General features: G+C 60.6%; 24 protein-coding genes and 1 tRNA gene. 15 read left to right on the forward strand and 10 right to left on the reverse strand.

Annotated features, from left to right (window positions below; genetic code table 11):
* Positions 1–129 precede the first annotated feature (129 nt).
* Both RHSP_RS11805 and RHSP_RS11810 read left to right on the forward strand, forming a co-directional pair.
* Positions 130–453, forward strand: coding sequence for a hypothetical protein (locus tag RHSP_RS11805; protein WP_004116844.1), 324 nt, complete (start codon positions 130–132; stop codon positions 451–453).
* 319 nt (positions 454–772) lie between these two features.
* Entirely contained in the window at positions 773–2,473 is a 1,701-nt protein-coding gene (locus RHSP_RS11810; RefSeq protein WP_081615311.1) for a DEAD/DEAH box helicase, read from the forward strand.
* Positions 2,474–2,529: 56 nt separating this feature from the next.
* On the opposite strand, the gene RHSP_RS11815 is transcribed toward RHSP_RS11810, so the two are convergent.
* The gene (locus RHSP_RS11815) at positions 2,530–3,423 is read right to left on the reverse strand and encodes a DMT family transporter (protein WP_037151324.1); all 894 of its coding nucleotides are present in this window, start codon (positions 3,421–3,423) and stop codon (positions 2,530–2,532) included.
* A gap of 401 nt (positions 3,424–3,824) precedes the next feature.
* Between RHSP_RS11815 and RHSP_RS11820 the strand changes: the two genes are divergently transcribed.
* The 3 genes from RHSP_RS11820 to RHSP_RS11830 are packed head-to-tail and all read left to right on the forward strand — an operon-like array spanning position 3,825 to position 7,019.
* Positions 3,825–5,234, forward strand: coding sequence for a circularly permuted type 2 ATP-grasp protein (locus RHSP_RS11820; RefSeq protein ID WP_037151327.1), 1,410 nt, complete (start codon positions 3,825–3,827; stop codon positions 5,232–5,234).
* A 6-nt stretch (positions 5,235–5,240) separates the two neighbouring features.
* A complete protein-coding gene (locus tag RHSP_RS11825; RefSeq protein ID WP_004116852.1) occupies positions 5,241–6,182 on the forward strand; it encodes an alpha-E domain-containing protein in 942 nt (313 codons plus the stop codon).
* Positions 6,183–6,194: 12 nt separating this feature from the next.
* A complete protein-coding gene (locus RHSP_RS11830; protein ID WP_004116855.1) occupies positions 6,195–7,019 on the forward strand; it encodes a transglutaminase family protein in 825 nt (274 codons plus the stop codon).
* A gap of 60 nt (positions 7,020–7,079) precedes the next feature.
* Here the strand turns inward: RHSP_RS11830 and araD are convergent, their stop codons facing one another.
* The 6 genes from araD to chvE all read right to left on the reverse strand — a co-directional run bounded on the left by araD (position 7,080) and on the right by chvE (position 15,418).
* A complete protein-coding gene (araD, locus tag RHSP_RS11835) occupies positions 7,080–8,825 on the reverse strand; it encodes an L-arabinonate dehydratase (protein WP_004116857.1) in 1,746 nt (581 codons plus the stop codon).
* A 63-nt stretch (positions 8,826–8,888) separates the two neighbouring features.
* Complete coding sequence (locus RHSP_RS11840; protein ID WP_004116859.1) at positions 8,889–10,322, reverse strand: aldehyde dehydrogenase family protein; 1,434 nt, start codon at positions 10,320–10,322, stop codon at positions 8,889–8,891.
* Between the two features lie 65 nt (positions 10,323–10,387).
* Positions 10,388–11,386 carry an AraD1 family protein gene (araD1, locus tag RHSP_RS11845; protein WP_004116861.1) on the reverse strand — a complete coding sequence of 333 codons (999 nt, stop codon included), beginning with the start codon at positions 11,384–11,386 and terminating at the stop codon, positions 10,388–10,390.
* 118 nt (positions 11,387–11,504) lie between these two features.
* On the reverse strand, positions 11,505–12,713 hold the full coding sequence (mmsB, locus tag RHSP_RS11850) for a multiple monosaccharide ABC transporter permease (protein WP_004116864.1): 1,209 nt from the start codon (positions 12,711–12,713) through the stop codon (positions 11,505–11,507).
* Entirely contained in the window at positions 12,710–14,248 is a 1,539-nt protein-coding gene (mmsA, locus tag RHSP_RS11855; RefSeq protein WP_037151330.1) for a multiple monosaccharide ABC transporter ATP-binding protein, read from the reverse strand. The genes mmsB and mmsA overlap by 4 nt, the downstream gene beginning before the upstream one ends.
* 105 nt (positions 14,249–14,353) lie before the next feature.
* On the reverse strand, positions 14,354–15,418 hold the full coding sequence (chvE, locus tag RHSP_RS11860) for a multiple monosaccharide ABC transporter substrate-binding protein (RefSeq protein ID WP_004116868.1): 1,065 nt from the start codon (positions 15,416–15,418) through the stop codon (positions 14,354–14,356).
* A gap of 274 nt (positions 15,419–15,692) precedes the next feature.
* Here chvE and RHSP_RS11865 point away from each other — a divergent pair, with 274 nt between their 5' ends.
* Both RHSP_RS11865 and RHSP_RS11870 read left to right on the forward strand, forming a co-directional pair.
* Positions 15,693–16,700 (forward strand): LysR family transcriptional regulator, encoded by a 1,008-nt coding sequence (locus tag RHSP_RS11865; RefSeq protein WP_037151418.1) that lies wholly within the window; start codon positions 15,693–15,695, stop codon positions 16,698–16,700.
* A 75-nt stretch (positions 16,701–16,775) separates the two neighbouring features.
* The gene (locus tag RHSP_RS11870) at positions 16,776–17,243 is read left to right on the forward strand and encodes a hypothetical protein (RefSeq protein WP_004116872.1); all 468 of its coding nucleotides are present in this window, start codon (positions 16,776–16,778) and stop codon (positions 17,241–17,243) included.
* On the opposite strand, the gene RHSP_RS11875 is transcribed toward RHSP_RS11870, so the two are convergent.
* The gene (locus RHSP_RS11875) at positions 17,244–17,504 is read right to left on the reverse strand and encodes a hypothetical protein (protein WP_004116874.1); all 261 of its coding nucleotides are present in this window, start codon (positions 17,502–17,504) and stop codon (positions 17,244–17,246) included.
* A gap of 232 nt (positions 17,505–17,736) precedes the next feature.
* Here RHSP_RS11875 and iolG point away from each other — a divergent pair, with 232 nt between their 5' ends.
* From iolG to RHSP_RS11895, 4 genes are all read left to right on the forward strand, one after another.
* Positions 17,737–18,729, forward strand: coding sequence for an inositol 2-dehydrogenase (iolG, locus tag RHSP_RS11880; protein ID WP_004116877.1), 993 nt, complete (start codon positions 17,737–17,739; stop codon positions 18,727–18,729).
* 218 nt (positions 18,730–18,947) lie between these two features.
* Positions 18,948–19,262, forward strand: a complete 315-nt coding sequence (locus RHSP_RS11885; RefSeq protein ID WP_037151334.1) for an ArsR/SmtB family transcription factor — start codon at positions 18,948–18,950, stop codon at positions 19,260–19,262.
* Positions 19,259–19,618: an SRPBCC family protein gene (locus RHSP_RS11890; RefSeq protein WP_004116883.1), complete on the forward strand. Its 360-nt coding sequence runs from the start codon at positions 19,259–19,261 to the stop codon at positions 19,616–19,618. Before RHSP_RS11885 ends, RHSP_RS11890 begins: the two co-directional genes overlap by 4 nt.
* A gap of 43 nt (positions 19,619–19,661) precedes the next feature.
* Positions 19,662–20,285, forward strand: coding sequence for an ATP-dependent Clp protease proteolytic subunit (locus tag RHSP_RS11895; protein WP_004116886.1), 624 nt, complete (start codon positions 19,662–19,664; stop codon positions 20,283–20,285).
* 114 nt (positions 20,286–20,399) lie between these two features.
* Here the strand turns inward: RHSP_RS11895 and RHSP_RS11900 are convergent, their stop codons facing one another.
* Positions 20,400–21,641, reverse strand: a complete 1,242-nt coding sequence (locus RHSP_RS11900) for an ROK family transcriptional regulator (RefSeq protein WP_004116889.1) — start codon at positions 21,639–21,641, stop codon at positions 20,400–20,402.
* A 223-nt stretch (positions 21,642–21,864) separates the two neighbouring features.
* Between RHSP_RS11900 and xylF the strand changes: the two genes are divergently transcribed.
* The 4 genes from xylF to RHSP_RS11920 all read left to right on the forward strand — a co-directional run bounded on the left by xylF (position 21,865) and on the right by RHSP_RS11920 (position 25,549).
* The gene (gene xylF, locus RHSP_RS11905; RefSeq protein WP_037151337.1) at positions 21,865–22,905 is read left to right on the forward strand and encodes a D-xylose ABC transporter substrate-binding protein; all 1,041 of its coding nucleotides are present in this window, start codon (positions 21,865–21,867) and stop codon (positions 22,903–22,905) included.
* Between the two features lie 292 nt (positions 22,906–23,197).
* Entirely contained in the window at positions 23,198–24,511 is a 1,314-nt protein-coding gene (locus RHSP_RS11910; protein ID WP_037151340.1) for a sugar ABC transporter permease, read from the forward strand.
* Positions 24,512–24,526: 15 nt separating this feature from the next.
* The gene (locus RHSP_RS11915) at positions 24,527–25,309 is read left to right on the forward strand and encodes an ATP-binding cassette domain-containing protein (RefSeq protein ID WP_037151343.1); all 783 of its coding nucleotides are present in this window, start codon (positions 24,527–24,529) and stop codon (positions 25,307–25,309) included.
* 163 nt (positions 25,310–25,472) lie between these two features.
* Positions 25,473–25,549: transfer RNA gene (locus RHSP_RS11920), tRNA-Arg, on the forward strand.
* 690 nt (positions 25,550–26,239) lie between these two features.
* Here RHSP_RS11920 and RHSP_RS11925 read toward each other — a convergent pair.
* Entirely contained in the window at positions 26,240–26,572 is a 333-nt protein-coding gene (locus tag RHSP_RS11925; protein ID WP_004116896.1) for a GYD domain-containing protein, read from the reverse strand.
* Positions 26,573–26,723 lie beyond the last annotated feature (151 nt).

Consider the following 26,723-nt stretch of genomic DNA (forward strand, 5'->3'; position numbering starts at 1 on the left):
TCTCCGCGCTTCCACAATGAACAAAATTTAATGCCGCGCTCCATTTTTTAGCCGCGACTTCGCCCCGTTCTCCGCGCACCGTCAAGCTCGGCTTCGGCTGGGAGGCCTTTGTTTCGGAAAGGGATTTCGATGTCTGTGCTTCGCACTCTAACGACGGCTGGCTTGATTGCGCTGACGCTCGGCAGCGCCGCCGCCGTGACCACCACCAATGCCGGCGCCTCCGAGCGCGGCGCCTTCTTCGGCGGCCTGGCCGCCGGTGTTATCGGCGGAGCTCTGGCCGCCGAAGCGGTACGACCGGCCTATCCTGCTTATTATCCGGCCTACCGCGCCTACCCCGCTTATTATGACGGCCCGGCCTATGAACGCGTCTATGTGCGCCCCTATCCCAGCTGCTACTGGGCCTGGCGCCACGATGGCTGGGGCCGCCCGTATCGGGTCGAGGTCTGCCGCTGAGGCTTGAACGCGGCAGGGTCCGCTACCCCCAGTATCAATGATGCCGCCGGATTTCGGCGGCATTTTCGTTGGCCTGTTGAAGAGCTTTTGCCCGCCCTCTTGACTTTAGCTGCAAAAAAGACCAAATGCGCCTCAGCTTTCACCTTCCGGCCGCCGCGTGAGCGTGCCCTGCGGGACTAGACGTACGCAAGAGAAGGACAAAAGCGCTTTAGATAATGAGACCGTACCCAAGACGGTCAGATGCGCTGGAAAGCTATTTTCCAACTTACAAGTTCCCACTTCACGCGGGGTTCTTGACGCCAGAGACAGACCGGACCGCATGGTGCGACCCGGCCTTTTTGCTTTGGCGCCCCCGAAAGGTATTGAATTGACCGATTTTCACTCGCTTGGTCTCTCCAAGCAGATTGTCGATACGCTGTCGCAGAACAACTTCGCCACTCCGACGCCGATCCAGGCACAGGCGATCCCGCTCGTTCTCCAGGGCCGCGATCTCGTTGGCCTCGCCCAGACAGGCACCGGCAAGACGGCCGCCTTCGGCCTGCCGATCATAGAAATGCTGTTGAAGGACCCCAAGCGTCCGGACAACCGCACCGTCCGCACGCTGATCCTCGCTCCGACCCGCGAGCTGGTGAACCAGATCGCCGACAACCTCAAGCTCTTCGTGCGCAAGACGCACTTGCGGATCAACCTCGTGGTCGGTGGCGCTTCGATCAACAAGCAGCAGCTTCAGCTTGAGCGCGGCACCGATATCCTCGTCGCCACCCCGGGCCGCCTGCTCGATCTCATCAGCCGCCGCGCTCTGTCGCTCGGCCACGTCACCCATCTCGTCCTCGACGAGGCCGACCAGATGCTCGACCTCGGCTTCATCCACGACCTGCGCAAGATCGCCAAGCTCGTCCCGGCCAAGCGCCAGACCCTGCTGTTTTCGGCCACCATGCCGAAGGCGATTGCCGATCTCGCTTCCGACTACCTGACCGATCCGGTCAAGGTCGAAGTGTCGCCTCCAGGCAAGGCGGCCGACAAGGTGGAGCAGTATGTCCACTTCGTCGCCGGCCAGAACCACAAGACCGAAATCCTCAAGGAAACGATCTCCGCCAATCCGGATGGCCGTGCCATCGTCTTCCTGCGTACCAAGCACGGTGCCGAGAAGCTGATGAAGCATCTCGACCATGTCGGCTTCGCCGCCGCCTCCATCCACGGCAACAAGAGCCAGGGACAGCGCGAACGGGCGCTCAAGGGTTTCCGTGATGGTGACGTCCGCGTTCTCGTCGCCACCGACGTCGCCGCCCGCGGCATCGACATTCCCGGCGTTTCGCATGTCTACAACTTCGACCTGCCGGAAGTGCCCGACGCCTATGTCCACCGCATCGGCCGTACCGCGCGCGCCGGCCGCGACGGCATCGCCATCGCCTTCTGCGCTCCGGACGAAATCCGCCTGCTGCGCGACATCGAGCGCCTGATGGGCATCGAGATCGCCGTTGCCAGCGGCGAAGCTCCGGCCGACCGTGGCCGTCCGGCCCGCGGCAACAATCGCGGCGGCGCCCGTGGTGGCCAAGGCCAGGGCCAGGGTCGCGGCGCCGGTCAGGGTCGCTCTGAAGGCCGTCCGGCTCGCCCGGCCCGTCGTCCCTTCTTCGACAAGGAAAACGGCGAAGCGCGCGGCCAGACCGGCGAGCGTCAGGAACGCCGCCCGCGAGAAGATCGTCCGCAGCGTGAAAACAACCGCAACGCCGATTTCCGCGGCCAGCGCCGCAACGAGCAGACGCCGCGCCCGGAAGTGGACAACGATCTCGTATCGACGTCCGATTTCCGTCCGGCCCGCAAGCCGCACCACGGCAACTCCGCGAACGGCACCGGCGCAGGGCATGAAGGCGGCGCCCATCGCGGGCAGCGCCACTCCCATGGCCGCCCGGCAGGTCGTCACAATGAAGACCGCAACCAGGGCGAACAGCGCAACGGCGGCAATGGCCGCATGAAGCGCCGCGGCCCCGGCAACGGCGGCCAGCGCCGCGAACGCGCCTGATGCATGATCAAAAAAGGGGGCCGATTGGCCCCCTTTCCTTATTCTGTCATTCCATTCTATTCCGGCACCACATCCGCCGTGCGCCGGTTCGTCAGATAAACGCCCAGCACCACGATGGCCGTGCCGATGATGATCGGCAGCGTCAGTGGTTCGCCAAAGGCGATCGCCGCTTCGATGGCGACGGCGGGCGGCATCAGGTAGATCAGCGATGCCGCTCGTGAGACCTGCCCCCGGCGGATGAGATAGAGCAAAAGGCCGACAGCCCCCATCGACAGTCCGAACACTGACCAGAGAAGCGACAAGATCGCCGTCTGCGTGCCGTCGAAGCGCAACCCTTCGAAGACGAAGGCCAGCGGCACGGTGACGATCAATGCGCCGACATATTGCAATGTCGCGATGGTGCGCAGATCGCCGGTCTGAAGATAACGCTTCTGGTAGAGGGTTCCATAAGTCACCGATACCATCGCCAGAAGGTTGACGACGAGCGGGATCGCGGACTGCCAGAGATCGGCCGTGCCCGACGCCAGCAGCTTCGGCGATATCGCAATGGCGATGCCGAGAAAGCCGAGCAGTAGCCCAAGTCGCTGGATCGGCTGGATGCGCTCGCCGACGATGAACGGCGCCGCCATGGCCGTCATCAGGGGCTGCAAGGCCGCGATGATCCCGGAAATGCCGGCCGGCACACCCTCGGCGATCGCCCACCAGAGACCCGCCAGGTAAATGCCATGCAGGAAGATGCCGGAATAGACGGCGCGATAGACGCTCGACCAATCGCGCGGCCAACGGGCGCCGGTTGCCGAACAGACCAGCACGAACGCAAGCGCCGAGAGGCTGTAGCGGATCATCAGAAAGGTGAACGGCCCCGAATGCAGCGAAGCATACTTGGCGACGATCCAGCCGGTGGACCAGAGAAGGACGAAGATCGCCGGGGCAAGTCTATCAAGGGACATGAAAATCGGACCGATATGTCTTTGGCGCGTCGGAGGTCAAATCGAAGGCGAACGCAGAATGCTGCACGGAGGGGTCGCAGGCTGATAGCCGATGCCGCTGGCGCGGTCAAAATCCATCTGCTGAAAACAGCGATCAACTTTTCTTAACCGTCGGCGGACCGCAATTCGCAGCTGAAGAAACCAATGTTGCCACCTAGGCGTTCGGTCCGCAAAGCGGGCAAATGCTCAAATTTTGATCCGCGTAATGCCGCAGGATCCGGCCAGCAGCAGCTGCTCTATTCTTAAATGCCTGTAAATCCGGCATTTTTCGACCTTTCGAAATTCGTACCGGCAACTGCGCATACTTCTTGCATTGTAAAAATCATTGTATTCAAATGGGTAAAAACACGGGGATCGCGCCTTTGGCATTTGATGAAATGATGACTGCGGATGAAAGTCCGCGCGCACCTTATGAGAAATACTTCGAGTGGTACTCCGGTCAGGATAGAGGCCACCTGATTGCCAAATCCCGAGATGCGGAAAACATCTTCCGAAAAACGGGAATTACCTTCGCGGTCTACGGACACGCAGACTCCTCCGAAAAGCTCATCCCCTTCGACATCATCCCCCGCATCATTTCCGGCCGTGAATGGCGAAAGCTCGCACAGGGCATCGAACAGCGGGTTATCGCTCTTAACGCCTTCCTCCACGACATCTACCATAAGCAGGAAATCATCCGCGCCGGCCGCATCCCGCGCGAGCTGATCGAGAGAAACGACGCGTTCCTGCCCGAGATGATCGGCTTCCGCCCCCCGGGCGGCGTCTACACCCACATCGTCGGCACCGATATCGTCCGCACCGGCGAGGATCAGTTCTACGTGCTCGAGGACAATGCCCGCACACCTTCAGGTGTCAGCTACATGCTGGAAAACCGCGAAACGATGATGCAGATGTTCCCCGAGCTGTTTCATCAGAACAAGGTGCAGCGCGTCGAGGATTATCCGCTCCTGCTGCGCCAGAGCCTGGCGTCGCTCGCCCCTCCCGGCTGTAACGGCAAGCCGCGTGTCGCAGTCCTGACACCCGGCATCTACAACTCTGCCTATTACGAACACTCCTTCCTCGCCGACATGATGGGCGTGGAGCTGGTGGAAGGCTCTGATCTGCGCGTCATCGACGGCAAGGTGAAGATGCGTACGACGCGCGGCTATGAGGCGATCGACGTGCTCTACCGCCGCGTCGACGACGACTTCCTCGACCCCCTCACCTTCCGCCCGGATTCCGCGCTTGGCATTCCCGGCATCATGGATGTCTATCGCGCCGGCAATATCACCATCGCCAATGCGCCCGGCACCGGCATTTCCGACGACAAGGCGATCTATTCCTACATGCCTGAAATCGTCGAATTCTACACCGGCCGCAAGCCGATCCTCGAAAACGTGCCGACATGGCGCTGTTCTGAGCCCGACAGCTTGAAATACGTGCTCGAAAACCTGGCCGATCTCGTCGTCAAGGAGGTCCATGGCTCCGGCGGCTACGGTATGCTCGTCGGACCGACGGCCACGAAGAAGGAGCGGGCGGTCTTTGCCGAGAAGCTCAAGAGCAAGCCGAACAATTATATCGCGCAGCCGACCCTTTCGCTGTCGACGGTGCCGATCCTCGTCAACAAGGGCATTGCACCGCGGCATGTCGATCTGCGGCCCTATGTCCTCGTCTCCGACAAGGTGCGGATAATCCCTGGGGGGCTGACCCGCGTGGCGCTGAAGGAAGGCTCGCTGGTGGTCAACTCCAGCCAGGGCGGCGGCACCAAAGATACCTGGGTTCTGGAGGACTGATCGGACATGCTGGGAAGAACCGCGAATGGCCTCTACTGGATGTTCCGTTACATCGAGCGCGCCGAAAATATAGCCCGCCTGGTCGATGCCGGACAGCGCATGTCGCTGACCCGCAGCGACGCCGCCGATGACGATTGGGACGGCGTCCTGCAAAGCGCCGGCGTGCGCGAAGCCTATGGCGAAGTGCACGACAAGATGACTGGCGCCGACGCCATCGACTATCTGATGCGCGATCGGTCCAATCCATCGAGCGTCATGTCCTGCATCGAATATGGCCGCAACAACGCCCGCATGGTGCGCACGGCGCTGACCCGCGACACCTGGGAAGCGACCAACGAATGCTGGATCGAGCTCAAATCCCTGCTCGGCAAGAGGTTGAAGACGGCCGAGCTGCCGGAGACGATCGATGTGATCAAGCAACGCGCGGGACTGATCCGCGGCGCCTTCCACGGCTCGATGCTGCGCAACGAGCTCTATAACTTCGCCCGCATCGGCACCTTCATCGAGCGCGCCGACAATACGGCCCGCATCCTCGACGTGAAATACTACGTCCTGCTGCCCTCAGTCTCGCATGTCGGCTCATCGCTCGACAATGCACAATGGGAGTCGATCCTGCGTTCGGTGTCGGCACACCGGGCCTATAAATGGGCCTATGATCCGGAATACAAGCCGGCCAACATTGCCGATTTTCTCATCCTGAACGGCCAGATGCCGCGTTCGCTCGCCTATTGCTACGAGAAGATCGTCAGCAATATCGGCTATCTCAGCGCCGAATATGAAAAAAGGCTGCCGGCGCACGATACGGCGGAAGCCATTCGCCAATCGCTGCAAAAGCTGACGATCAAGCGCATCATGGATCAGGGTCTGCATGAGTTCCTTGAGGATTTCGTCGCCCGCAGCAACAAGCTGGGTGCGGAAATTTCCGACGGCTATCGGTTTTACGAATAGGCGGGCGATATCATGAAACTGACGATCAGCCACATCACAGAATATCGCTACGACGAGCCGGCACAGTTCTCGCTTCAGCGCCTACGCCTGACACCGCTGACCGGGATCGGGCAGACGGTTGTCGACTGGAAGCTCACGGTCGAAGGCGCCAAGCCCGAGGTCGAATATGACGATCAGTTTGGCAATCGCATCACGCTGGTCTCGCTCGACGGCCAGCAGGACGCGACGAGGATCATCGCATCGGGCGAAGTCGAGACGCAGGATCTCAATGGCGTTGTGGGATCGCATCTCGGCTTTGCCCCGCTTTGGCTCTACTTGCGCGAAACGCCGCGCACGAAGGCCGGCAAGCTGACCAAGGATCTGTTGCGCGGCATCTCCGGCGACAGCGAGCTCACCAGGATGCATGCGCTGATGGCGGCGATCCACAAGACCGTGGAATACAAACCCGGCACGAGCGACACCGAAACCACCGCCGAGCAAGCGCTTGAAAGGAAGAGCGGCGTCTGTCAGGACCACGCCCATATCTTCATCGCCGGCGCCCGCGCATTGCAAATCCCGGCACGCTACGTCTCCGGCTATCTCATGATGGACGGCAAGAACGAGCAGGCTGCCACACATGCCTGGGCCGAAGCGCATATTCCCGGCCTTGGCTGGGTCGGCTTCGACCCGGCAAACGACGTCTGTCCCGACGCCCGCTATGTCCGCCTCGCAACGGGCCTTTGCTATCGCGACGCAGCTCCGGTCTCAGGGATGCGGATCGGCACACCGGGTGAAACCCTTACCGTGAAGGTGTCGGTGGCAAGCCAGGGACAGAGCCAAAGCCAAAGTCAGAGCTAACAGCTCATATGAAAAGGGCGGAGCTTTCGCCCCGCCCCTTTCAATTCAAAAACACCAATCTTAGTGGCTGTCGCGATTGTTCGGGACTTCCGAACCGCGCGGGCCGACGAGGAAGTCGAGGTCGGCGCCGGTATCGGCCTGCATGACCGATTTCACATAGAGGCCGCCGTAGCCGCCGTTGAGCGGCTTGACCGGAGAAACCCAGGCGGCGCGGCGCTTGGCCATTTCGTCGTCGGAGATCTCGAGCTGGATCGTGCGGGCCGGAACATCGACGGCGATGATGTCGCCGTTCTGGACGAGCGCCAGCGGCCCGCCATCGGCGGCTTCCGGAGCCGTATGCAGGATGACGGTGCCGTAGGCGGTGCCGGACATGCGCGCATCGGAAATGCGGATCATGTCGGTGATGCCCTTCTTCAGCACCTTGGGCGGCAGGCCCATATTGCCGACTTCGGCCATGCCTGGATAACCCTTCGGGCCGCAATACTTGAGAACCATGATGCAGTTCTCGTCGATGTCGAGATCGTCGCGGTTGATGCGAGCGTGGTAATCCTCGATGCTTTCGAAGACCACGGCGCGGCCCTTGTGCTGCATCAGGTGCGGCGAAGCGGCAGACGGCTTCAGGACGGCCCCCTTCGGCGCAAGATTGCCGCGCAGAACCGCAATGCCGCCCGACTGCGTCAGTGCCTTTTCTTTCGGAACGATGACGTCGTCATTGTAGTTGACGACATCCTTGACGCCGGCCCAGATCGTGTCGCCGGTGACGGTGATCGCATCCTTATGCAGTAGGCCCATCTCGCCGACTGCCTTGATGACGACGGGCAGGCCGCCGGCATAGTAGAACTCTTCCATCAGGTGCTTGCCCGATGGCTGCAGGTTGACGATCGTCGGCACTTCGCGGCCCAGGCGATCCCAATCGTCAAGCGACAGGTCGACGCCGATGCGGCCGGCAAGCGCCAGCAGATGCAACACGGCATTGGTCGAGCCGCCGACGGCGCCGTTGACGCGGATCGCATTCTCGAACGCTTCCTTGGTCAAGATATCGGAAGGCTTCAGGTCTTCCTTGACCATGTCGACGATGCGGCGGCCTGACAGTTGCGAGATGACGCGACGGCGCGCATCTACAGCCGGGATGGCGGCATTGCCGGGCAAGGTCATACCGAGCGCTTCTGCCATAGACGCCATGGTCGAGGCAGTCCCCATGGTCATGCAGCTGCCGGCCGAGCGGGCCATGCCCTGCTCCGCATCCATGAATTCATCCAGCGACATCTCGCCGGACTTCACCATTTCCGAGAACTGCCAGATCGCCGTGCCGGAACCGACATCCTTGCCGCGCCACTTGCCGTTCAGCATCGGTCCGCCGGACACGAGGATGACGGGGATATCGACCGAGGCAGCGCCCATCAGCAGGCTCGGCGTGGTCTTGTCGCAGCCGCCGAGCAGCACGACGCCATCGACCGGATTGCCGCGGATCGCTTCTTCCACATCCATGGCCGCCAGGTTGCGGAACATCATCGCCGTCGGGCGCAGCGTGCTTTCGCCGACCGAGAAGACCGGGAATTCGACGGGGAAACCGCCCGCCTCGTAGACGCCGCGCTTCACACGCTCTGCAAGATCGCGCAGATGCGCGTTGCAGGGCGTCAGCTCCGACCAGGTATTACAGATGCCGATGATCGGGCGGCCGTCAAACGTGTCGGCCGGCAGGCCCTGGTTCTTCATCCAGGAGCGATGCATGATCGCATTCTTGCCGGTGCCGCCGAACCAGTCGTAGGAGCGCAGCTTGCGCGGCCATTCAGCTTTCTTTTTCATAGTCTCGGTACCTTTTGTGTCGCCCGAGCCGCCTCGTTCGCGCCCGGGCTTTGAATCCGATGGTCAGGCCAGCGTGTAGGCGGTCTTGACGGTGGTGAAGAACTCGGCGGCATATTTGCCCTGCTCGCGCGGACCGAAGGACGAACCCTTGCGCCCGCCGAACGGCACATGGAAATCGACACCAGCCGTCGGCAGGTTGACCATCACCATGCCCGCTTCCGCATTGCGCTTGAAATGCGTCGCGTGCTTCAGGCTGGTCGTGGCAATGCCGGAGGACAGGCCGAACGGCGTATCGTTGGCGACAGCCAAGGCTTCGTCGTAATCCTTGACGCGGATGACCGAGGCAACCGGTCCGAAGATCTCTTCGCGGCTGATGCGCATCTGATTCGTCGCTTCCGTGAACAGCGTCGGCTGCAGGTAGAAGCCGGGCGTGTCGCGGTTGACGAGCTCGCCGCCAAAAGCAAGCTTTGCGCCTTCCTGCTTACCGATCTCGATATAGTCCGTATCCGTCTTCAGCTGCTTGGCATCGACGACCGGGCCGATATGCGTGCCGGACTTCAGGGCATTGTCGACGTTGAGCGTCTTCAGCTTCTCCGTCAGCGCCGCCACGAACCGGTCGTGGATGCCTTCGGTGACGATGAGGCGCGACGAGGCCGTGCAGCGCTGGCCGGTCGAGAAGAAGGCGGAATTGGCAGCCGCATCGACGGCAACCGTCAGGTCGGCATCGTCAAGTACGACCATCGGGTTCTTGCCGCCCATTTCGAGCTGGTACTTGCGGCCGTGCTCGACGGAGGACAGCGCCACGCGCTTGCCGGTGCCGACCGAGCCCGTGAAGGTGATGCCCGAAAGAACCGGACTGTCGAGCATCGCCTGGCCGACGACCGAACCCTTGCCCATGACGAGGTTCATGACCCCCTTCGGCAGGCCGGCACGGTTGAGGATATCGACGATCGCCCACGAGCAGCCGGGCACGAGATCGGCCGGCTTGAAGACGATGGTGTTGCCGTAGCAGAGCGCCGGCGCGATCTTCCAGGCCGGAATGGCGATCGGGAAGTTCCACGGGGTGATGATGCCGATGACGCCGAGCGGTTCGCGGGTGATCTCGACGCCGATATTCGGGCGCACGGAGGGAAGCACCTCGCCTGCCAGGCGTAGCGCCTCGCCGGCGAAGAATTCGAAGATCTGCGCGGCGCGGATGGTTTCGCCGATCGCCTCGGGCAACGTCTTGCCCTCTTCGCGGGCGAGCAGCGCGCCGAGCTCCTCCTTGCGCGCCAGGATTTCCTCACCCGTCTTCTTCAGGATCGTATGGCGCTCCAGAATGCCGGAACGCGACCAGGCCGGAAAGGCAGCCTTCGCGGCAGCGATCGCGTCGGTGACATCCTGCACGTTCGCGCTCGCATAGAGGCCGACGACCTCGTTCGTATCCGAAGGGTTGATATTTTCGGCACCGGCCGTTCCGGTCCACTCGCCGGCGATCAAGTTCTGATGAATGGTCATGGCGTCATGCCTTCCTGGTTCGTATTGAAGATGCCCTGCCGAGCCTAACAGCCGGGCTCGACCAATTACAGCTGGCGAACAGCCACAGTCTCTTCGGCCGCAACTGCCAGCGGATTGCGCAGCGGCAGGCCGAAATCGGCAACTTCGATTTCAAAGACGTCACCGGCTTCCGGCTTGATGCCCTCGGCAAAGGAAAGCGTCGCCGTGCCGAACATGTGCACATGCACATCGCCGGGAGTGCGGAAGAGGCCGTACTTGAAGTGATGATATTCGAGGTTGGCGAAGGTGTGCGACATATTCGCTTCCCCGGAAAGGAAAGGCTTTTCGAAGATCACCTTGTCGCCGCGCTTGATGCGGGACGTGCCGCGGATATCCTCAGGTGCTGCGCCGATACGGATTTCCGGACCAAAACTTGCCGGACGCAGCTTGGAATGGGCGAGATAGAGATAGTTGATCCGCTCGGTGACGTGATCGGAGAATTCGTTCGACAGTGCAAAGCCGATACGGAACGGCGTGCCATCCTTGGCGATGACATAGATGCCCGCCATTTCCGGCTCCTCGCCGCCGTCGAGCGCGAAGGAAGGCGACACCAGTGCGGCACCCGGGGCTGCGGCGCCATGGCCATTACCCTTGTAGAACCACTCAGGCTGCACGCCCTTTTCGCCGGCCTTCGGCTTGCCGCCCTCGATGCCCATCTTGAACATCTTCATGGAGTCGGTCAGCGTCTCTTCTGCAGCTTCCGTCGTCTTCTTGTGCATGGAATCGCGCGTTGCAGCCGAGCCGAGATGCGTAAGACCAGTGCCGGTCAGATGCAGGTGCGCGGCGTCCGGATGCGTGATCGGCGGAAGGAAACGGCCTTCGGCATAGGCTTTTTCGAGATCGATGGCCTCGCCGAGACCATGGGCCTCGATGACCGATGCAAGCGACTTGCCGCTATCGGCGGCTTCCATCGCGAGCTTGTAGACGCTGCCGCCATTGACGACGGCCTTGGCGGTTTCGCCTGGTCCGTTGCGCACCGCAACGACGATCTCGCCGTTCGAACCCTTGATCTGCGAGATGAGCATGTCTTTCATCCTTTCCGAATAGACAGAGATCGGATGCAGTTTACCGTTCCGGCTCTCAGCGAGAGCCGGACTCTGTCATGGATTTGGTTTTAAAGGCCTCGGTTGATCGCTTGAGCGATCAACCCTTGTTCTTGTTGTAGACGTCGATGAACACGGCGGCGAGCAGCACCGCACCCTTGATCATCTTCTGGGAGTCCGTCTGGTATCCGAGGATCGACATGCCCTGGTTCAGCACGCCCATGATCAAGGCGCCGATAACAGCACCCGTTACCTTGCCGACGCCGCCGGAAGCCGAAGCGCCGCCGATGAAGCAGGCCGCGATCACGTCAAGCTCGAGACCGTCGCCGCCCTTGGCCGTTGCCGAATTCAGGCGCGTGGCGATGATGATGCCGGCGATGCTGGCAAGGATGCCCATGTTGATGAAAGTGTAGAACGTCAGGCGGCGGGTATCGATGCCCGAGAGCTTCGTCGCCTTTTCGTTGCCGCCCATGGCGTAGATGCGGCGACCGATCGTGGTGCGCTGCGTGGCGAAACTATAGAGCGCAATCAGCGCCAGCATCAGGATCAGAACGTTCGGCAGTCCTCGGTAGGAGGAGATCTGATAGCCGATGAAGATGGTCGCAGCGGCAACAACCAGATTCTGACCGAGGAAGAAGCTGAAAGGCTCGACATCGATGCCATGCTTCTCGTTGACGGTACGGCGGCGCCACGACAGCAGGAACATGACGATCGGGATCGCGATGGTCAGGAAGATCGACGTCGAACGAACGCCGCCCATGTCGACGAAATCGGGAATGAAGCCGGTCGCGACGACCTGGAACGCAGGCGGGAACGGACCGATGCTGCTGCCGTTGCCAGTCGTGTTGATGATCGTATAGGTCAGGCCGCGGAAAACCAGCATGCCCGACAGCGTGACGATGAAGGACGGGATGCGGTGATATGCGATGAAATATCCATGCCAGGCGCCAACCGCGGCTCCCATCAGGAGACAAATGACCGTCGCGGCCGCAAGATTCATGTGCATCTGCACGACCAGCACGCCCGCAACCGCGCCGACGAAGCCGACGACCGAGCCGACGGACAGGTCGATATGGCCGGCAACAATGACAAGCAGCATGCCGAGCGCCATGATGACGATGAACGAATTCTGCAACACGATGTTGGTCAGGTTCTGCGGTCTGAACAGAACGCCGTTCGTGAGATACTGGAACAGAAGCATGATGACGACGAGCGCGATCAACATGCCGTATTCACGAATATTGTTGCGGATATGATCGCCGATCGAAACGACGTGGCTGCTTTCCGTGGCTGGGTTGGCCGAACTCATTGTTGCTTCTCCCCTGAGCGCATAATAGCGCGCATGATGCTCTCCTGGCTCGCCTCTGCCTTTGGCAGTTCGGCGACGATGCGACCTTCGTTCATCACGTAGATGCGGTCGCAAGTGCCGAGAAGCTCGGGCATTTCCGATGAAATCATCAGAACGCCCTTTCCGTCGGCGGCAAGCTGGTTGATGATGGAATAGATTTCGTATTTGGCGCCGACGTCGATGCCTCGGGTTGGTTCATCGAGGATCAGGACGTCGGGATCGGAGAACAGCCACTTCGACAGCACCACCTTCTGCTGGTTGCCGCCGGACAGGTTGCCCGCCTCCTGGAAGACGCCGGCCGAGCGGATGCGCAGCTTGGCGCGATAATTCGTCGCCACCTGCAGCTCCCGCACGTCGTCGATAACGGTCGCCTTGGAAACGCCCATCAGGTTGGCGAGCGTCGTATTGTGCAGGATGCTGTTCGACAGCACGAGACCGAGCTGCTTGCGGTCCTCCGTCACATAGGCAAGACCGGCATCGATCGCCCTACGCACCGTGCTGGTATCGACCAGCTTGCCATCGACGAAGACCTCGCCGCTGACCTTGTGGCCGTAGGACTTGCCGAAGACGCTCATGGCGAATTCGGTGCGGCCGGCGCCCATCAGGCCCGCGATGCCGACGACTTCGCCCTTGCGGACATTGACGTTGATATCGTGCAGAACCTGACGATCGCGATGCTGCTGGTGGAAGGCGTTCCACTTCTTCACTTCGAAGATCGTCTCGCCGATCGGAACCGAGCGCGGCGGATAGCGGTCGGCGAGCTCGCGGCCGACCATGTTGCGAATGATGATGTCTTCGCTGATCTCTTCCTCATGACAGTTCAGCGTCTTCACGGTCATGCCGTCGCGCAGCACGGTGATCTGGTCGGCCACCTTGCGCACTTCGTTGAGCTTGTGCGTGATGATGATCGACGTGATGCCCTGATTGCGGAATTCCATGAGGAGGTTGAGAAGCGCATCGGAATCGCTTTCGTTGAGCGAAGCCGTCGGCTCGTCGAGAATGAGCAGCTTGACGCTCTTCGACAGGGCCTTGGCAATCTCGACGAGCTGCTGCTTGCCGACGCCGATGTCGGTCACCAGCGTATTCGGAGATTCCTTGAGACCCACCTTGGAAAGAAGCTGCTTGGTACGGGTAAAGGTTTCCTGCCAGTTGATCATGCCATTGGCAACGACCTCATTGCCCAGGAAAATATTCTCGGCGATCGACAGGAGCGGAACGAGTGCCAGCTCCTGATGGATGATGATGATGCCGATATCTTCGGAGTCCCTGATCGTCCTGAACTGGCGGACCGCGCCATCATAGTGGATGTCGCCTTCATAAGTGCCGGCGGGATAGACGCCTGAGAGCACTTTCATCAGGGTCGATTTTCCGGCCCCGTTTTCGCCGACCAAGGCATGTATCTCGCCCTGACGAACCTTCAGATTGACATTTTCCAAGGCGTTCACACCGGGGAACGACTTAGTGATGTTCTGCATTTCGAGAATGGTATCGTCCATAGTCCAAATCCAACGCCGCGACCGAACATAGCAGACCGCGCGATCGTCTTAAATATCAAAGCCGGGGCTCGCGTTAAAGCGAACCCCGACCACTATGTTGGAAGATTACTTCAGCTGGTCAGCCTTGTAGTAACCGCCCTCGACGAGGATCTTCGCGTAGTTGGTCTTGTCAACTGCGACCGGGGTCAGCAGGTAGGACGGAACAACCTTGACGCCGTTGTCGTAGGTCTTGGTGTCGTTGACTTCAGGCGTCTTGCCTTCCATCAGAGCGTTGACCATGCCGACGGTGACCTTGGCGAGGTCACGGGTGTCCTTGAAGATCGTCGAATGCTGTTCGCCAGCGATGATGGACTTGACCGACGGAATTTCGGAGTCCTGACCGGTAACGATCGGCAGCTTCACGCCGCCGGTGCCGTAGCCGACGCCCTTGAGCGAGGAAAGGATGCCGATCGACAAGCCGTCATACGGAGACAGAACGGCGTCGACGTGCGTGTCGGTGTAGTAGGCCGACAGGAGGTTATCCATACGGGCCTGGGCCGTAGCCGGATCCCAACGCAGCGTACCGACCTTGTCCATGCCCATCTGGCCGGACTTTACGACCAGCTTGCCGCTGTCGATGTAGGGCTTCAGGACCGACATGGCGCCGTCATAGAAGAAGAAGGCGTTGTTGTCGTCCGGAGAGCCGCCGAACAGTTCGATATTGAACGGGCCCTTGCCGTCCTTGAGGCCGAGCGCGTCGACGATCGAACCAGCCTGCAGCACGCCGACCTTGAAGTTGTCGAACGTTGCATAGTAGTCGACGTTGCCGCTGTTGCGGATCAGACGGTCGTAAGCGATGACCTTGATGCCGGCGTCGTGAGCCTTCTGCAGAACGTCGGACAGCGTGGTGCCGTCGATCGAAGCGATGACGAGAACCTTGTCGCCCTTCGTGACCATGTTTTCGATCTGCGAAAGCTGGTTCGGAATGTCGTCGTCGCCATACTGCAGGTCGGTGCCGTAACCGGCAGCCTGGAGCTGCTTCACGATGTTGTTACCGTCGTCGATCCAGCGAGCCGAAGCCTTGGTCGGCATTGCGATGCCTACCGTGCCCTTGTCCGCCGCGAAGGCAGGTACCACCAGCGTAGCGACGCCGAACGCAGCGCCGGCCATCAATGAGATAATGGATTTCATTACTCTCTCCCTTGTTGATAATATTGGCGGACGAAAAACGCCCGCCCGAAACTGCGGCAGGTTCCGTAGAAGGAATGGTTTACTTCCAATTGTGAGAAACGAAGTAGGTCTCCTCCACGCTCTCACGGTTTATGAGCTGCAACCAGCGCACGACCGGCAAACTCGTACGATTTCGTATAACTGTCAAATAGAATAACTGGCAAAACACATACCATCTTTGATATAATGCGAAAAAATAGTACTTTTTTGCCGACGAATGGGAAATTTTGCCGTCATGGAGAAAATATATAACGATTATTTCAGCGAAGGCATCGAGATTCATTCCGACAATTTTCGCGACGACACGCTGCTAAAAGCCGGTTTGAAACTCAATCACTTGCGCATGATCGTCACGATCGAGGATCACGGCCAGATTTCGGCGGCCGCTGAGTCCATGAACATGTCACAACCTGCGGCTTCACGCATGCTTTCCGAAATGGAGTCCATCGTCAAAAGCCCGCTTTACGAGCGTGTCGCCCGCGGCGTGGTGCTGACCCCTTTCGGCCTCGCTTTGGCCAAGCGGGCGCGCAAGATCCTGCTTGAGCTCAGAGAGGCAGGTCGGGAACTCGGCGCCCTGCGGACCGGCAGGGGCGGCTCGGTCTTCCTGGGGGCCGTAACCGCCCCGGCAATCAGCCTCGTCGTGCCGGCCATCCAGCGGGTCACGCGCAGCTATCCCGGCATCGAGATCAATATCGAGGTGGAGAACAGCAACGTCCTGGCTCGCGAGCTTCTGGCCGCACGCCACGACTTCATTATCAGCCGCATTCCCGATGACCTCGATCCGCGCCTGTTCCACGCACATGAGATCGGCGTGGAAAAAGCCTGCCTCGTCGTGCGTAACGGGCATCCGCTGCTCGAAAAGGGCGTCGCCAGCCTTCAGGATCTGGCCGGCTACGACTGGGTCTTCCAGCCTCCCGGCACATTGCTGAGACGGAAGGTGGAGGACATCTTTCTTGCGGCCGGCGTGCCCCTGCCGGAAAATGTCGTCAACACCTCGTCCCTGCTGCTGACGCTCGCCGTGGTTTGCAAGACGGACGCGATCGCGCCGATTGCGCTCGACATGGCGCAATTCATCTGCGGACAGTCCTCGCAGGCCGGCGAGTCCAGCATCCTGCCGATCGATTTCGATATCGACGTCAGGCCCTACAGCCTCATCACCGCGCGCGAACGTGCCATGCCGCCGAGCGCCAGACTGCTGCACGACATGATCCTTGAGGAGAGCAAGAATCTCTCGCTGCTATGAACATATAGCTGCAAGGCTGCGCGCCATAAGCTCCACGCCAACTTCCGTTCCTATGGAAATGGCATGGAGGCTGGCATGCTGTTCAGGCAATCACTATTCCAATCCGTACTCGACCGCCTCGATGCCGAAGAGGACGTTCCAGAGAAGGAAGAGAGTGCGCATCGCATCCGCGGCCTGAACGTCAGCTTTGCCGCAACGGTGCTTGGCGGCGAGACGCCGGAAGCACATCGGGCCGATGATGCCTATCGCGACAATCTCGGCGATCCGATCATCCAGCCCGAGCCGCAACCGGAACCAGCACCGGAAGAGCCGGAGCCGCCGGTCATGCCGGAATATCTGGCCCGAACCTCGCGAGAAGAGGTGGCGGCGGAACTTGCGATCACATCAGACCATACGCGCGAGGTCCTGCAGGAAAAGCGCCGCAACTTCGCTAAGACCAATCACCCCGACGGTGTCGACGCAGCCTTCCGCGAACAGGCAACGACCCGCATGACACTCGCCAATCAGTTGATCGACGAAGCCATACGTCGCTTGAAGCGATGACTATTTCTTGTCATCCGCAGTGGTTTCTTCCTCGCCAGCATCATCCTGCGGCACTGCTTCAGCATTCGCGGCGGGCGTCTGCGGCTTGAAATTCAATAGCAGCATCCAGGCCGAATAAGCTCCCAGCGCCCCCGAAAGCATAGCCCAGAAGGGCTGTGCTCCAAGGGTCTCGACGGCAGCCCATCCAAAACAGACGGCAACGATCAGGATCCGTACCCAAAGCGGCTTATAAATGGGATGGCTGGGATCGATCAGTTGCATGGGTCTCTCTGGCCTGTTCAGGGAAATTTGTCTTTAGCGCATCGTTGCAAAAACTGTGAAGCACTTTGAACGAAATTAAAGTCGCACCGGCAAATTCCGGATAAGGCGGTATGGTAATATCCTTTTCGCAATTGTGAAGAACGGGCGGCTTGACGCCGCCTTCGGAAAATGGAATGAAAATTCCATATAGATTATTATTCGGTCCATTTATTCCGAATCCAGGGAGGTAAGAATGACTGTCAGATTTGGCCTGCTCGGCGCTGGTCGCATCGGTAAGGTGCATGCGAAGGCTGTCAGCGGCGATGCCAACGCCAAGCTCGTGGCCGTTGCGGATGCGTTTCCGGCGGCTGCGGAAGCAATCTCCGCCGCATACGGCTGCGAAGTGCGCACCATCGAGGCAATCGAAGCCGCTAAGGATATAGATGCTGTCGTCATCTGCACGCCGACCGATACCCATGCCGACCTCATCGAACGCTTTTCGCGCGCCGGCAAGGCGGTCTTCTGCGAAAAGCCCGTCGATCTCGACCTCGCCCGCGTCAAGGCCTGCATCAAGGTCGTCGATGAAACCAAGGGCAAGCTGATGGTCGGCTTCAACCGCCGCTTCGACCCGCATTTCATGGCCGTCAAGAAAGCCATCGACGAAGGCCGCATCGGCACAGTCGAGATGGTGACGATCACCTCGCGCGATCCGGGCGCCCCGCCCGTCGATTACATCAAGCGCTCCGGCGGCATTTTCCGCGACATGACCATTCATGACTTCGACATGGCACGCTTCCTGCTCGGCGAAGAGCCAGTGGCTGTGACCGCGACCGCCGCCGTGCTCGTCGACAAGGCGATCGGCGAAGCCGGCGATTACGACAGCGTTTCCGTCATCCTCCAGACGGCATCGGGCAAGCAGGCGGTCATCTCCAACTCCCGCCGCGCCACCTATGGCTACGATCAGCGTATCGAAATCCACGGCTCGAAGGGTATGGTCGCTGCCGAAAACCAGCGCCCCTTCTCCATCGAGCTTGCCAATGGCGACGGCTACACCCGCCCGCCGCTGCATGATTTCTTCATGACGCGCTACACCGAAGCCTATGCCAACGAGATCGCAAGCTTCATCGCCGCGATCGAAAAGGGCGCCACCATCACGCCGTCGGGCAAGGATGGCCTCGCCGCGCTGAAGCTGGCGGACGCCGCGCTTCAGTCGGTCAAGGAAGGCCGCCTGATCAAGGTCGACTGAGCAGCTCAGTTCCCGCAGGGAATATGATCCTCCCAAAAGTCCGCCGCGAATCGCATCGCGGCGGACTTTTTCTTTGGCACGCTCCGTGGCTGCGCGTGATCGCGACTGGTGGCAGGCACTCGAGATACTGTCCTGCCACCGACAGCCGAAAATCCATCAGTCTCTGGCTCGCACAAAAACCGCTTGCCAATCGCATAAGTGTAAGCTTATCTGTTGCCATGATAGAGAACGAGATATTCCGGGCTTTGGCGGACCCGACCCGCCGCACCATCTTCGAGAAGCTGGCTGCGGGCAGCATGAACGCCAGCGCCCTGCGCGAAGGCATGGAGATCAGCCAGCCGGCCATGTCCCAGCATCTCGGCGTCCTGCGGGTCGCCGGGCTGGTCAGGGAAGAACGACGGGGGCGTTTCGTGAACTACGAAGTCGATCCGGAGGGGCTTGCTCTCATCGCGCAGTGGCTGGCGAAGTACCGCGCCTACTGGCCTGCCCGCATGGAAGCTCTCAAGCTCTTGTTGAAGGATATGGACCAATGAACCGCCAGAAGATGCCGGAACAGAAGAACGCGATAGAGCTGGAATACGAGTTCAGCGAGCCGCCGCAAAAGGTTTGGCGCGCGGTCAGCACCCCTGAACTTCGGGAAAACTGGCTGCCGAAGGAGGCATTGGCCGATCCCGAGGCGATCTCGGTCACGCCGGGCGAAGAGGTTAGCTACCGGCTTCGCGATGACGCGCCACCTTTTTTCGAAAGCACCGTGACCTTCCGGATCGCGCCGAACGCAAGCGGCGGCACGAGCCTGCGCATCATCCACGAGCTCGACGATGCGCGGCTTCGAGGAGCTGCAAAGGCTGCGGCAAACAATAACGGCTTCTGCGTCATGCGCGCCGCCTGACGCCCAAAAACCGTCAACAATTTCAAACGATTGGAGTTCGCCGATGCGCGAAGCGATGCAACTCGTCCCTATGGTCGTGGAACAATCCAGCAGAGGGGAACGGTCTTTCGACATCTATTCCCGCCTGTTGCGCGAGAGAATCATCTTCCTGAATGGCGAGGTGAACGATACCGTCTCGGCGCTCGTCTGCGCGCAACTGCTGTTTCTCGAGGCAGAAAGCCCGAAGAAACCGATCAGCCTTTACATCAATTCGCCAGGCGGTGTCGTGACCAGCGGCCTCGCAATGTACGATACCATGCGTTACATCCGCGCGCCGGTGCATACGCTCTGCATGGGAACGGCCCGCTCGATGGGATCCTTCCTGCTGATGGCGGGCGAGCCCGGCCAGCGCGCCGCGCTGCCCAATGCCAGCATCCATATCCATCAGCCCTTGGGCGGCTTCCAGGGTCAGGCGTCCGACATGCTCATCCACGCCGAGGAAATCAAGCGAACGAAACACCGCATGACACGGCTCTATGCCGAGCATTGCGGCCGCTCCTACGAGGAATTCGAGCGTGCCATGGATCGCGACTACTTCATGACTGCGGAAGAAGCGCTGGGATGGGGATTGATCGACCGCATTCTGCGCGTTCGCGACCTAGATCAGCATCTTGAGACGACGGAATGATCTCGATGGCGCCTGCCATGATCCGCATCATGCCTCTCTTGGCAGCATTCGATTGCAGGCGCTGAGGTCCGCCAACCAGGCACCTGTTGTCGCGACCCGCTTCATCGTCACCTCTCAACCGGCTTGGCCGCGCAATTCCACGACCGAAGCCGTCCTCCTCACGATGTCATTATCGATGATCGAAAACGCGTGATTCAAATGTCCTTCGAAGACGAGCGTCGGCTCGTCGACGATGACGCGCAGCTCCGGCATGCCCTCCATGCGCACGACATGCGATTCCGCCAGCCCTTCCGTTATACCCTCGATCAGCAGGTCATAGTAGCGTACGCCTGGGCCAGTGATGACGATCGGCATCCGTTCGTGCAGGCTCAAGACGCGAGAGAGGCCGTTGCCGAGCGCCAGACCGGCCTGACGGAAAGCCAACATATTGCGGCGGCCGCCATGCCGGGCGCTGACCGCGATCTTGTCCAGTTCAGCAATGGGAACGAACTTCGCCGGGATCGTATCGAGCGGCACGTCGAAAGCGGTGCGCAGCATGGCGTAGAAACCGGCATAAGCCTCTATGCAGCCCCGCGCCCCGCAACGGCAGAGACCACCGCCGGGCACATGCATCATGTGCCCAAAATTGGGTGCCGACACCTGGTGCCCGCCCTCCTCCCCCCGACGCACGATGCCGAGGCCGATACTATGCCCAAGCGACAGTGCCGCCATTGCGCGGAAATCGGAACCTTTGTTGTTTTCTTCCTGCCGGCCGAGAGCGGAAGCGACGAGCAAGGTTTCGTTGCCGAGAATGATCTTGGCCGGCCATTCATCGCGAAGCACGGCGGCAAAGTCGATTTCATCGCGCCCGAAGATCGGCGACCAGCGAAGCACCGGCTCCGAGGTATCGACAAGGCCTTTGCTGCTGATAGAAATCATCAGCACCTTGTCGTGTGCCAGCTGTGAACGGGCAGCAATCCGCCGCAGGGCGTCGCGCAGATCGGCCACAAACGGGCCAACGCCGGATGCCTCCTGCGAGCGCTCTTCGCTGAAACGGTCAATCAGCCGTCCGGCATAATCCACCAGCGAATATTGCACGGCATCGGAAGAGATGACGACGACGATAAGATAGCCGCAGTTGCGCCGCTGCGAGAACAGAACCCGCGGCCTGCCGCGGCCGCTGGCCGCCTGCTGTTCCGCCTTCTCGATGATCTGCGCCCGCTCCAGATCGGCCGTGATCACCGATACGGTCGCAGACGAAAGCTTCGTAAAATCAGAAAGTTCGGTATGGGCGAGCGGGCCGTGCCGGCGCAATGCCGACAGAACCAAGGCGCTGTTTTTCTGACGGACCAATTCGGTGCTCGATTTGGCCAGCATCGGTAAGCCTCCCGCACATTCAACCCTCTCTTCCGCATCTTCGGACGACTCTTATCGGGCAGCCGATTTAACCTGACAATGCGGGTGTTGACAGTTGAAAAAATCTCTGACAGTAAATTTCTCGACTGTCGAGAAAAAAGTCAAAAGCTTTTCTCGTCAGCGTTATCGCGGCGGCCGACGGGAGTTCAGGATACGTGCGGTCGCATTCACTCGGGAGGATCACATGAAAGCTTTCATCAAGCTGGCCGCAGGCGCGGCCATCGTTTTGACCATGCAGACGGCCGCCTTCGCCAAGGATCTCGTCGTCGGCGTTTCCTGGTCCAACTTCCAGGAAGAGCGTTGGAAGACGGATGAAGCAGCCATCAAGAAGGCTCTGGCGGCAGCCGGCGCCAAGTATATTTCCGCCGACGCCCAGTCGTCTGCGTCGAAGCAGCTGACCGACGTTGAATCCCTGATTTCCCAGGGTGCCAGCGCTCTCATCATTCTCGCGCAGGATTCCGACGCCATCGGCCCGGCCGTCGAAAAGGCCGCCGACGAAGGCATTCCGGTTGTCGGCTACGACCGCCTGATCGAAAATCCGGCTGCCTTCTACATCACCTTCGACAACAAGGAAGTGGGCCGCATGCAGGCTCGCGACGTGCTGAAGGCCAAGCCGCAAGGCAACTACGTCTTCATCAAGGGCTCGTCGTCCGACCCGAACGCCGACTTCCTCTTCTCCGGCCAGATGGAAGTGCTGAAGTCCGCCATCGATGCTGGCAAGATCAAGAACGTCGGCGAAGCTTACACCGACGGCTGGCTGCCGCAGAACGCGCAGCGCAACATGGAGCAGTTCCTGACCGCCAACAACAACAAGGTTGACGCGGTCGTCGCCTCCAACGACGGCACCGCCGGGGGCGCAGTCGCAGCCCTCGACGCCCAGGGTCTCGCCGGCTCCGTGCCGGTTTCCGGCCAGGACGCCGACAAGGCTGCTCTGAACCGCATCGCGCTCGGCACGCAGACCGTCTCGGTCTGGAAGGACTCGCGCGAACTCGGCAAGCGCGCCGCCGAAATCGCCATCGACCTCGCCAAGGGCAAGAAGCTCGACGAGATCGCCGGCGTACAGACCTTCAACGGTGGTCCGAAGCATGTTGCGATGAAGTCGGTCTTCCTGACCCCGATCCCGGTCACCAAGGACAATCTGAACGTCGTCATCGACGCCGGCTGGATTTCCAAGGCTGAAGCTTGCCAGGGCGTGAAGGCCGGCAGCGTTGCCGCCTGCAAATAAGCCACCAGGCTTGACGGGTTGACCCGAATATAATGCCGACGCCGCAAGGGGCTTTCCGTTGCGGCGTCGAATGCGGATAAGAAGCAGACAACTCCACCCAGAATGGAGAGAAGGGTTTCCCGCATGTGTTGCGTCATCGCGTATCCGATCGGCCTGCCGGATGGCGGTCGTGGAACCGGAACAAACCGGGTGGGCGAGCGATGGCGTCTATTGTGACCAGCGCGGATACTGCCCGGCGATCAACGAAGTGCAATCGCGGGCCTGCGCCCAACAGTGGGAGAACGGCAAAGCGATGGCCGACATGACACATTCCACAACATCGAGCGGTCCGCGCAACGCAGAGGAAGGCGCATTGACGCGCTTCCTGCGCGCCACCGAAATCGATACCCGCCTGCTTGGCATGATCGGCGCACTGCTGGTCATCTGGATCGGCTTTCATTTTTATACCGGCGGCTTGTTCCTGACGCCCCGAAATCTCTGGAACCTTTCGGTCCAGACCTGCGAGATCGCGGTGCTCGCTACCGGCATGGTGCTCGTCATCGTCACCCGCAATATCGACCTTTCGGTCGGCTCGCTGCTCGGCTTCGTCGCCATGATCATGGGCGTCATTCAGGCGAAATATCTGCCCGCCTATCTCGGCTTCGACAGTTCCTGGACCTGGGTCATCACCTTGATCTGCGGTCTCTTCATCGGCACGCTGCTCGGCACGTTCCAGGGCGTCATCATCGCATTCTGCAATGTGCCCTCCTTCATCGTCACCCTTGGCGGCCTTCTCGCCTGGCGCGGCCTTGCCTGGTATGTCACCAGCGGTCAGACGGTCGCGCCGCTCGACACGACCTTCCGCATCATGGGCGGCGGCGCAGAAGGCTCGATCGGCGCCACCTGGAGCTGGATCCTCGGCGTGCTTGCCTGCGTGATGATCGTGCTCGGCATCATCGGCGAACGCCACCAGCGCAAGCGCTTCAACTTTCCGCGCCGGCCGCTCTGGGCCGAATATTTCCTCGCCGTCCTCGGCTCGACCCTGGTGCTCGGCACGATCTATGTCTTCAACATCTACTACTGGCCCGTGGGCATCGCGAAGAAATACGCGACGGAGCACAATATTCCCTGGCCGGAAAACGGTCTCGACATCCCCTACGGCATCGCCGTGCCCGTGCTGATTGCCGTCGGCATCGGTATCGTCATGACCTTCATCGCCACGCGCCTGCGTTTCGGCCGTTATGTCTTCGCCATCGGCGGCAACCCGGAGGCGGCTGAACTCGCCGGCATCAAGACCCGCTGGGTGACGGTGCGCATCTTCGCGCTGATGGGGTTGCTCGCAGCCGTTGCCGCGGCCATCTCCACTGCCCGCCTGAATGCCGCTGCCAATTCGCAGGGCACCACCTACGAACTCTTCACCATCGCAGCGGCCGTCATCGGCGGCACGTCGCTTGCCGGCGGCAGCGGCACGATCGCCGGCGCCATGCTCGGCGCCCTGGTCATGCAGTCGCTGCAATCGGGCATGGGCCTCGCCAATGTCGACACGCCGATCCAGAACGTCGTTGTCGGCGTCGTCCTGGTCGTCGCGGTCTGGCTCGACATCGTCTACCGCTCGCGCGCCAAGTAAAAGGAATTCTGAACCATGACGGATAAAAACGCTCCGCTTGTGGAAATGAAGAACATTTCCATCGCCTTCGGCGGCATTCACGCGGTCGACAACGCCTCGGTGGACCTCTACCCCGGCGAAGTCGTCGCCCTTCTCGGCCATAACGGCGCCGGCAAATCGACCCTGATCAAGATCCTCTCCGGCGCCTACAAGCGTGACAGCGGCGACATCCTGATTAATGGCGAACCCGCCGATATCCGCACGCCGCGCGACGCCAAGAAATACGGCATCGAGACGATCTACCAGACGCTCGCCGTCGCCGACAATGTCGACGCCGCCGCCAACCTCTATCTCGGCCGCGAGCTGCAGACCCGCTGGGGCACGCTCGACGATGTCGCGATGGAAGCCAAGGCCCGGGAAGTGATGGGGCGCCTCAACCCCAACTTCAAGCGCTTCAAGGAGCCGGTAAAGGCGCTCTCCGGTGGCCAGCGCCAGTCGGTGGCAATCGCCCGCGCCATCCTCTTCGACGCCCGCATCCTTATCATGGACGAGCCGACGGCGGCGCTCGGCCCGCAGGAAACGGCGCAGGTCGGCGAGCTGATCAAGCAGCTGAAGAAGGAAGGCATCGGCATCTTCCTCATCAGCCACGACATCCACGACGTCTTCGACCTCGCCGACCGCGTCTCTGTCATGAAGAACGGCCAGGTCGTCGGCCACGCCCGCACCGAAGACGTCACCAAGGACGAAGTGCTGGGCATGATCATCCTCGGCAAGGTGCCGCCAAAGGCCATCCCCGGTCCCGGCGCTATGAAGGAATAGGCCGAAACTGCCGCACACGACGCAAGGCCGCGGCCCAAAAGCTCGCGGCCTTTTCCATTCAAAAACGCCGTTATGCGCTTTCCTGAATTTTCCGCATTGAAGCCAAACGCTTCCTAGGCTAAGAACCAGCCATCGGACAGGCGATTCAACCCGCCTAAGGCATGCACCCGTAGCTCAGCTGGATAGAGTGTTGGATTCCGATTCCAAAGGTCACAGGTTCGAATCCTGTCGGGTGCGCCAAGCTTTTTCTTGTCCAGCCCGGAGACATAGGTAACAAAACGTACCTAAGACATGGGTGACAATCTCGTGCCGATGCGGCGCGGCGCGACCTTTGGCGCAGATCGGCGCCAGCTTTAGCACGCAAAATAGAATCGCCAACGCCTGGCTAAGATGCAGACCCGGACTAGGTCCGATGGGCCAGGAACGGAATAGACACATTCTCCATATTTGGAACCCCGGCGGCAGCAACGCCCGTAGCGGGCCTCGCCGTAAACCGAGATCATGGCCCGTTTCCTTCACGCTTAGGAGCCGACGTCTGCCCGCCAGAGCGTCTAAGGTGCAAGAGCATGTGGCGATCCGACATCGCGGTGAAAAAGCGTTGAAAACGCCGGACCGCGGATCTCCTGCTCGCGCCGACAGCGGGCATTGCGGAGCGCTGCAAATCTTCTAAGCTCTTCTTAACACCTCAAACGGGCCGACTTGAGACCGGAACAAGATCTCCTGCGCGTGACGGTCTCTCTCAGGCGAACCGGATGGCCGTTCTCGCGCGCGGCCTTTCCGCTATCTCCTCGCGATCGCGAGGAGCTCTCCAGCGAATCGGGCAGCCCGCGTGGCATCCGCGGCCGAATGCGGCCTCATTGCGCGCCGACACATCGTTTCTGGCAGCGGAGGTTCGATCCGCTGCCAGAGATGTTTCAACCAGTGACCTGCTTATTTTGCCGGGGGCTTGTATGAAGATGCGATTGTGCCCGCCTTCTCTTGCGCAGCCTTGAATTCCGCGCTCGTGTAGGCTCGCACGGTTTTGACATTCGATACGGCTCCCGATGCACTGATGACGAGAAGTGCGGGGGTCAGGTGAGCACCATCGTCGAATTCCGTGATTGCCATCCAGTCGGTTTCGCCGGTCGTGACGTAGAATGAATGCAGTTTCCCGCCGGCTGCTTCCATGATGCCACGGGCCGCCTTTTCTCGGTTCGATGGATTGTCAATCATTCCCTTCATTGACGTGGCTGTATAGCACCCTGTTGTTACGAACAGTGGCATAGGACATCCTCCCTCGATATTTGGGCAGATCGGGTGACCTGCGGAATACCCATTATCACAAAAAACTTGGCGTTAGACGAGCGTCGGACCGCAGAGCGCTAGATTGGCCGCCGCCTATCTCGGCGCTATCATGGGGCCTCATCACTGTGCC

Origin of the sequence: Rhizobium freirei PRF 81 (assembly GCF_000359745.1) — a bacterium.
Lineage (GTDB): Bacteria > Pseudomonadota > Alphaproteobacteria > Rhizobiales > Rhizobiaceae > Rhizobium > Rhizobium freirei.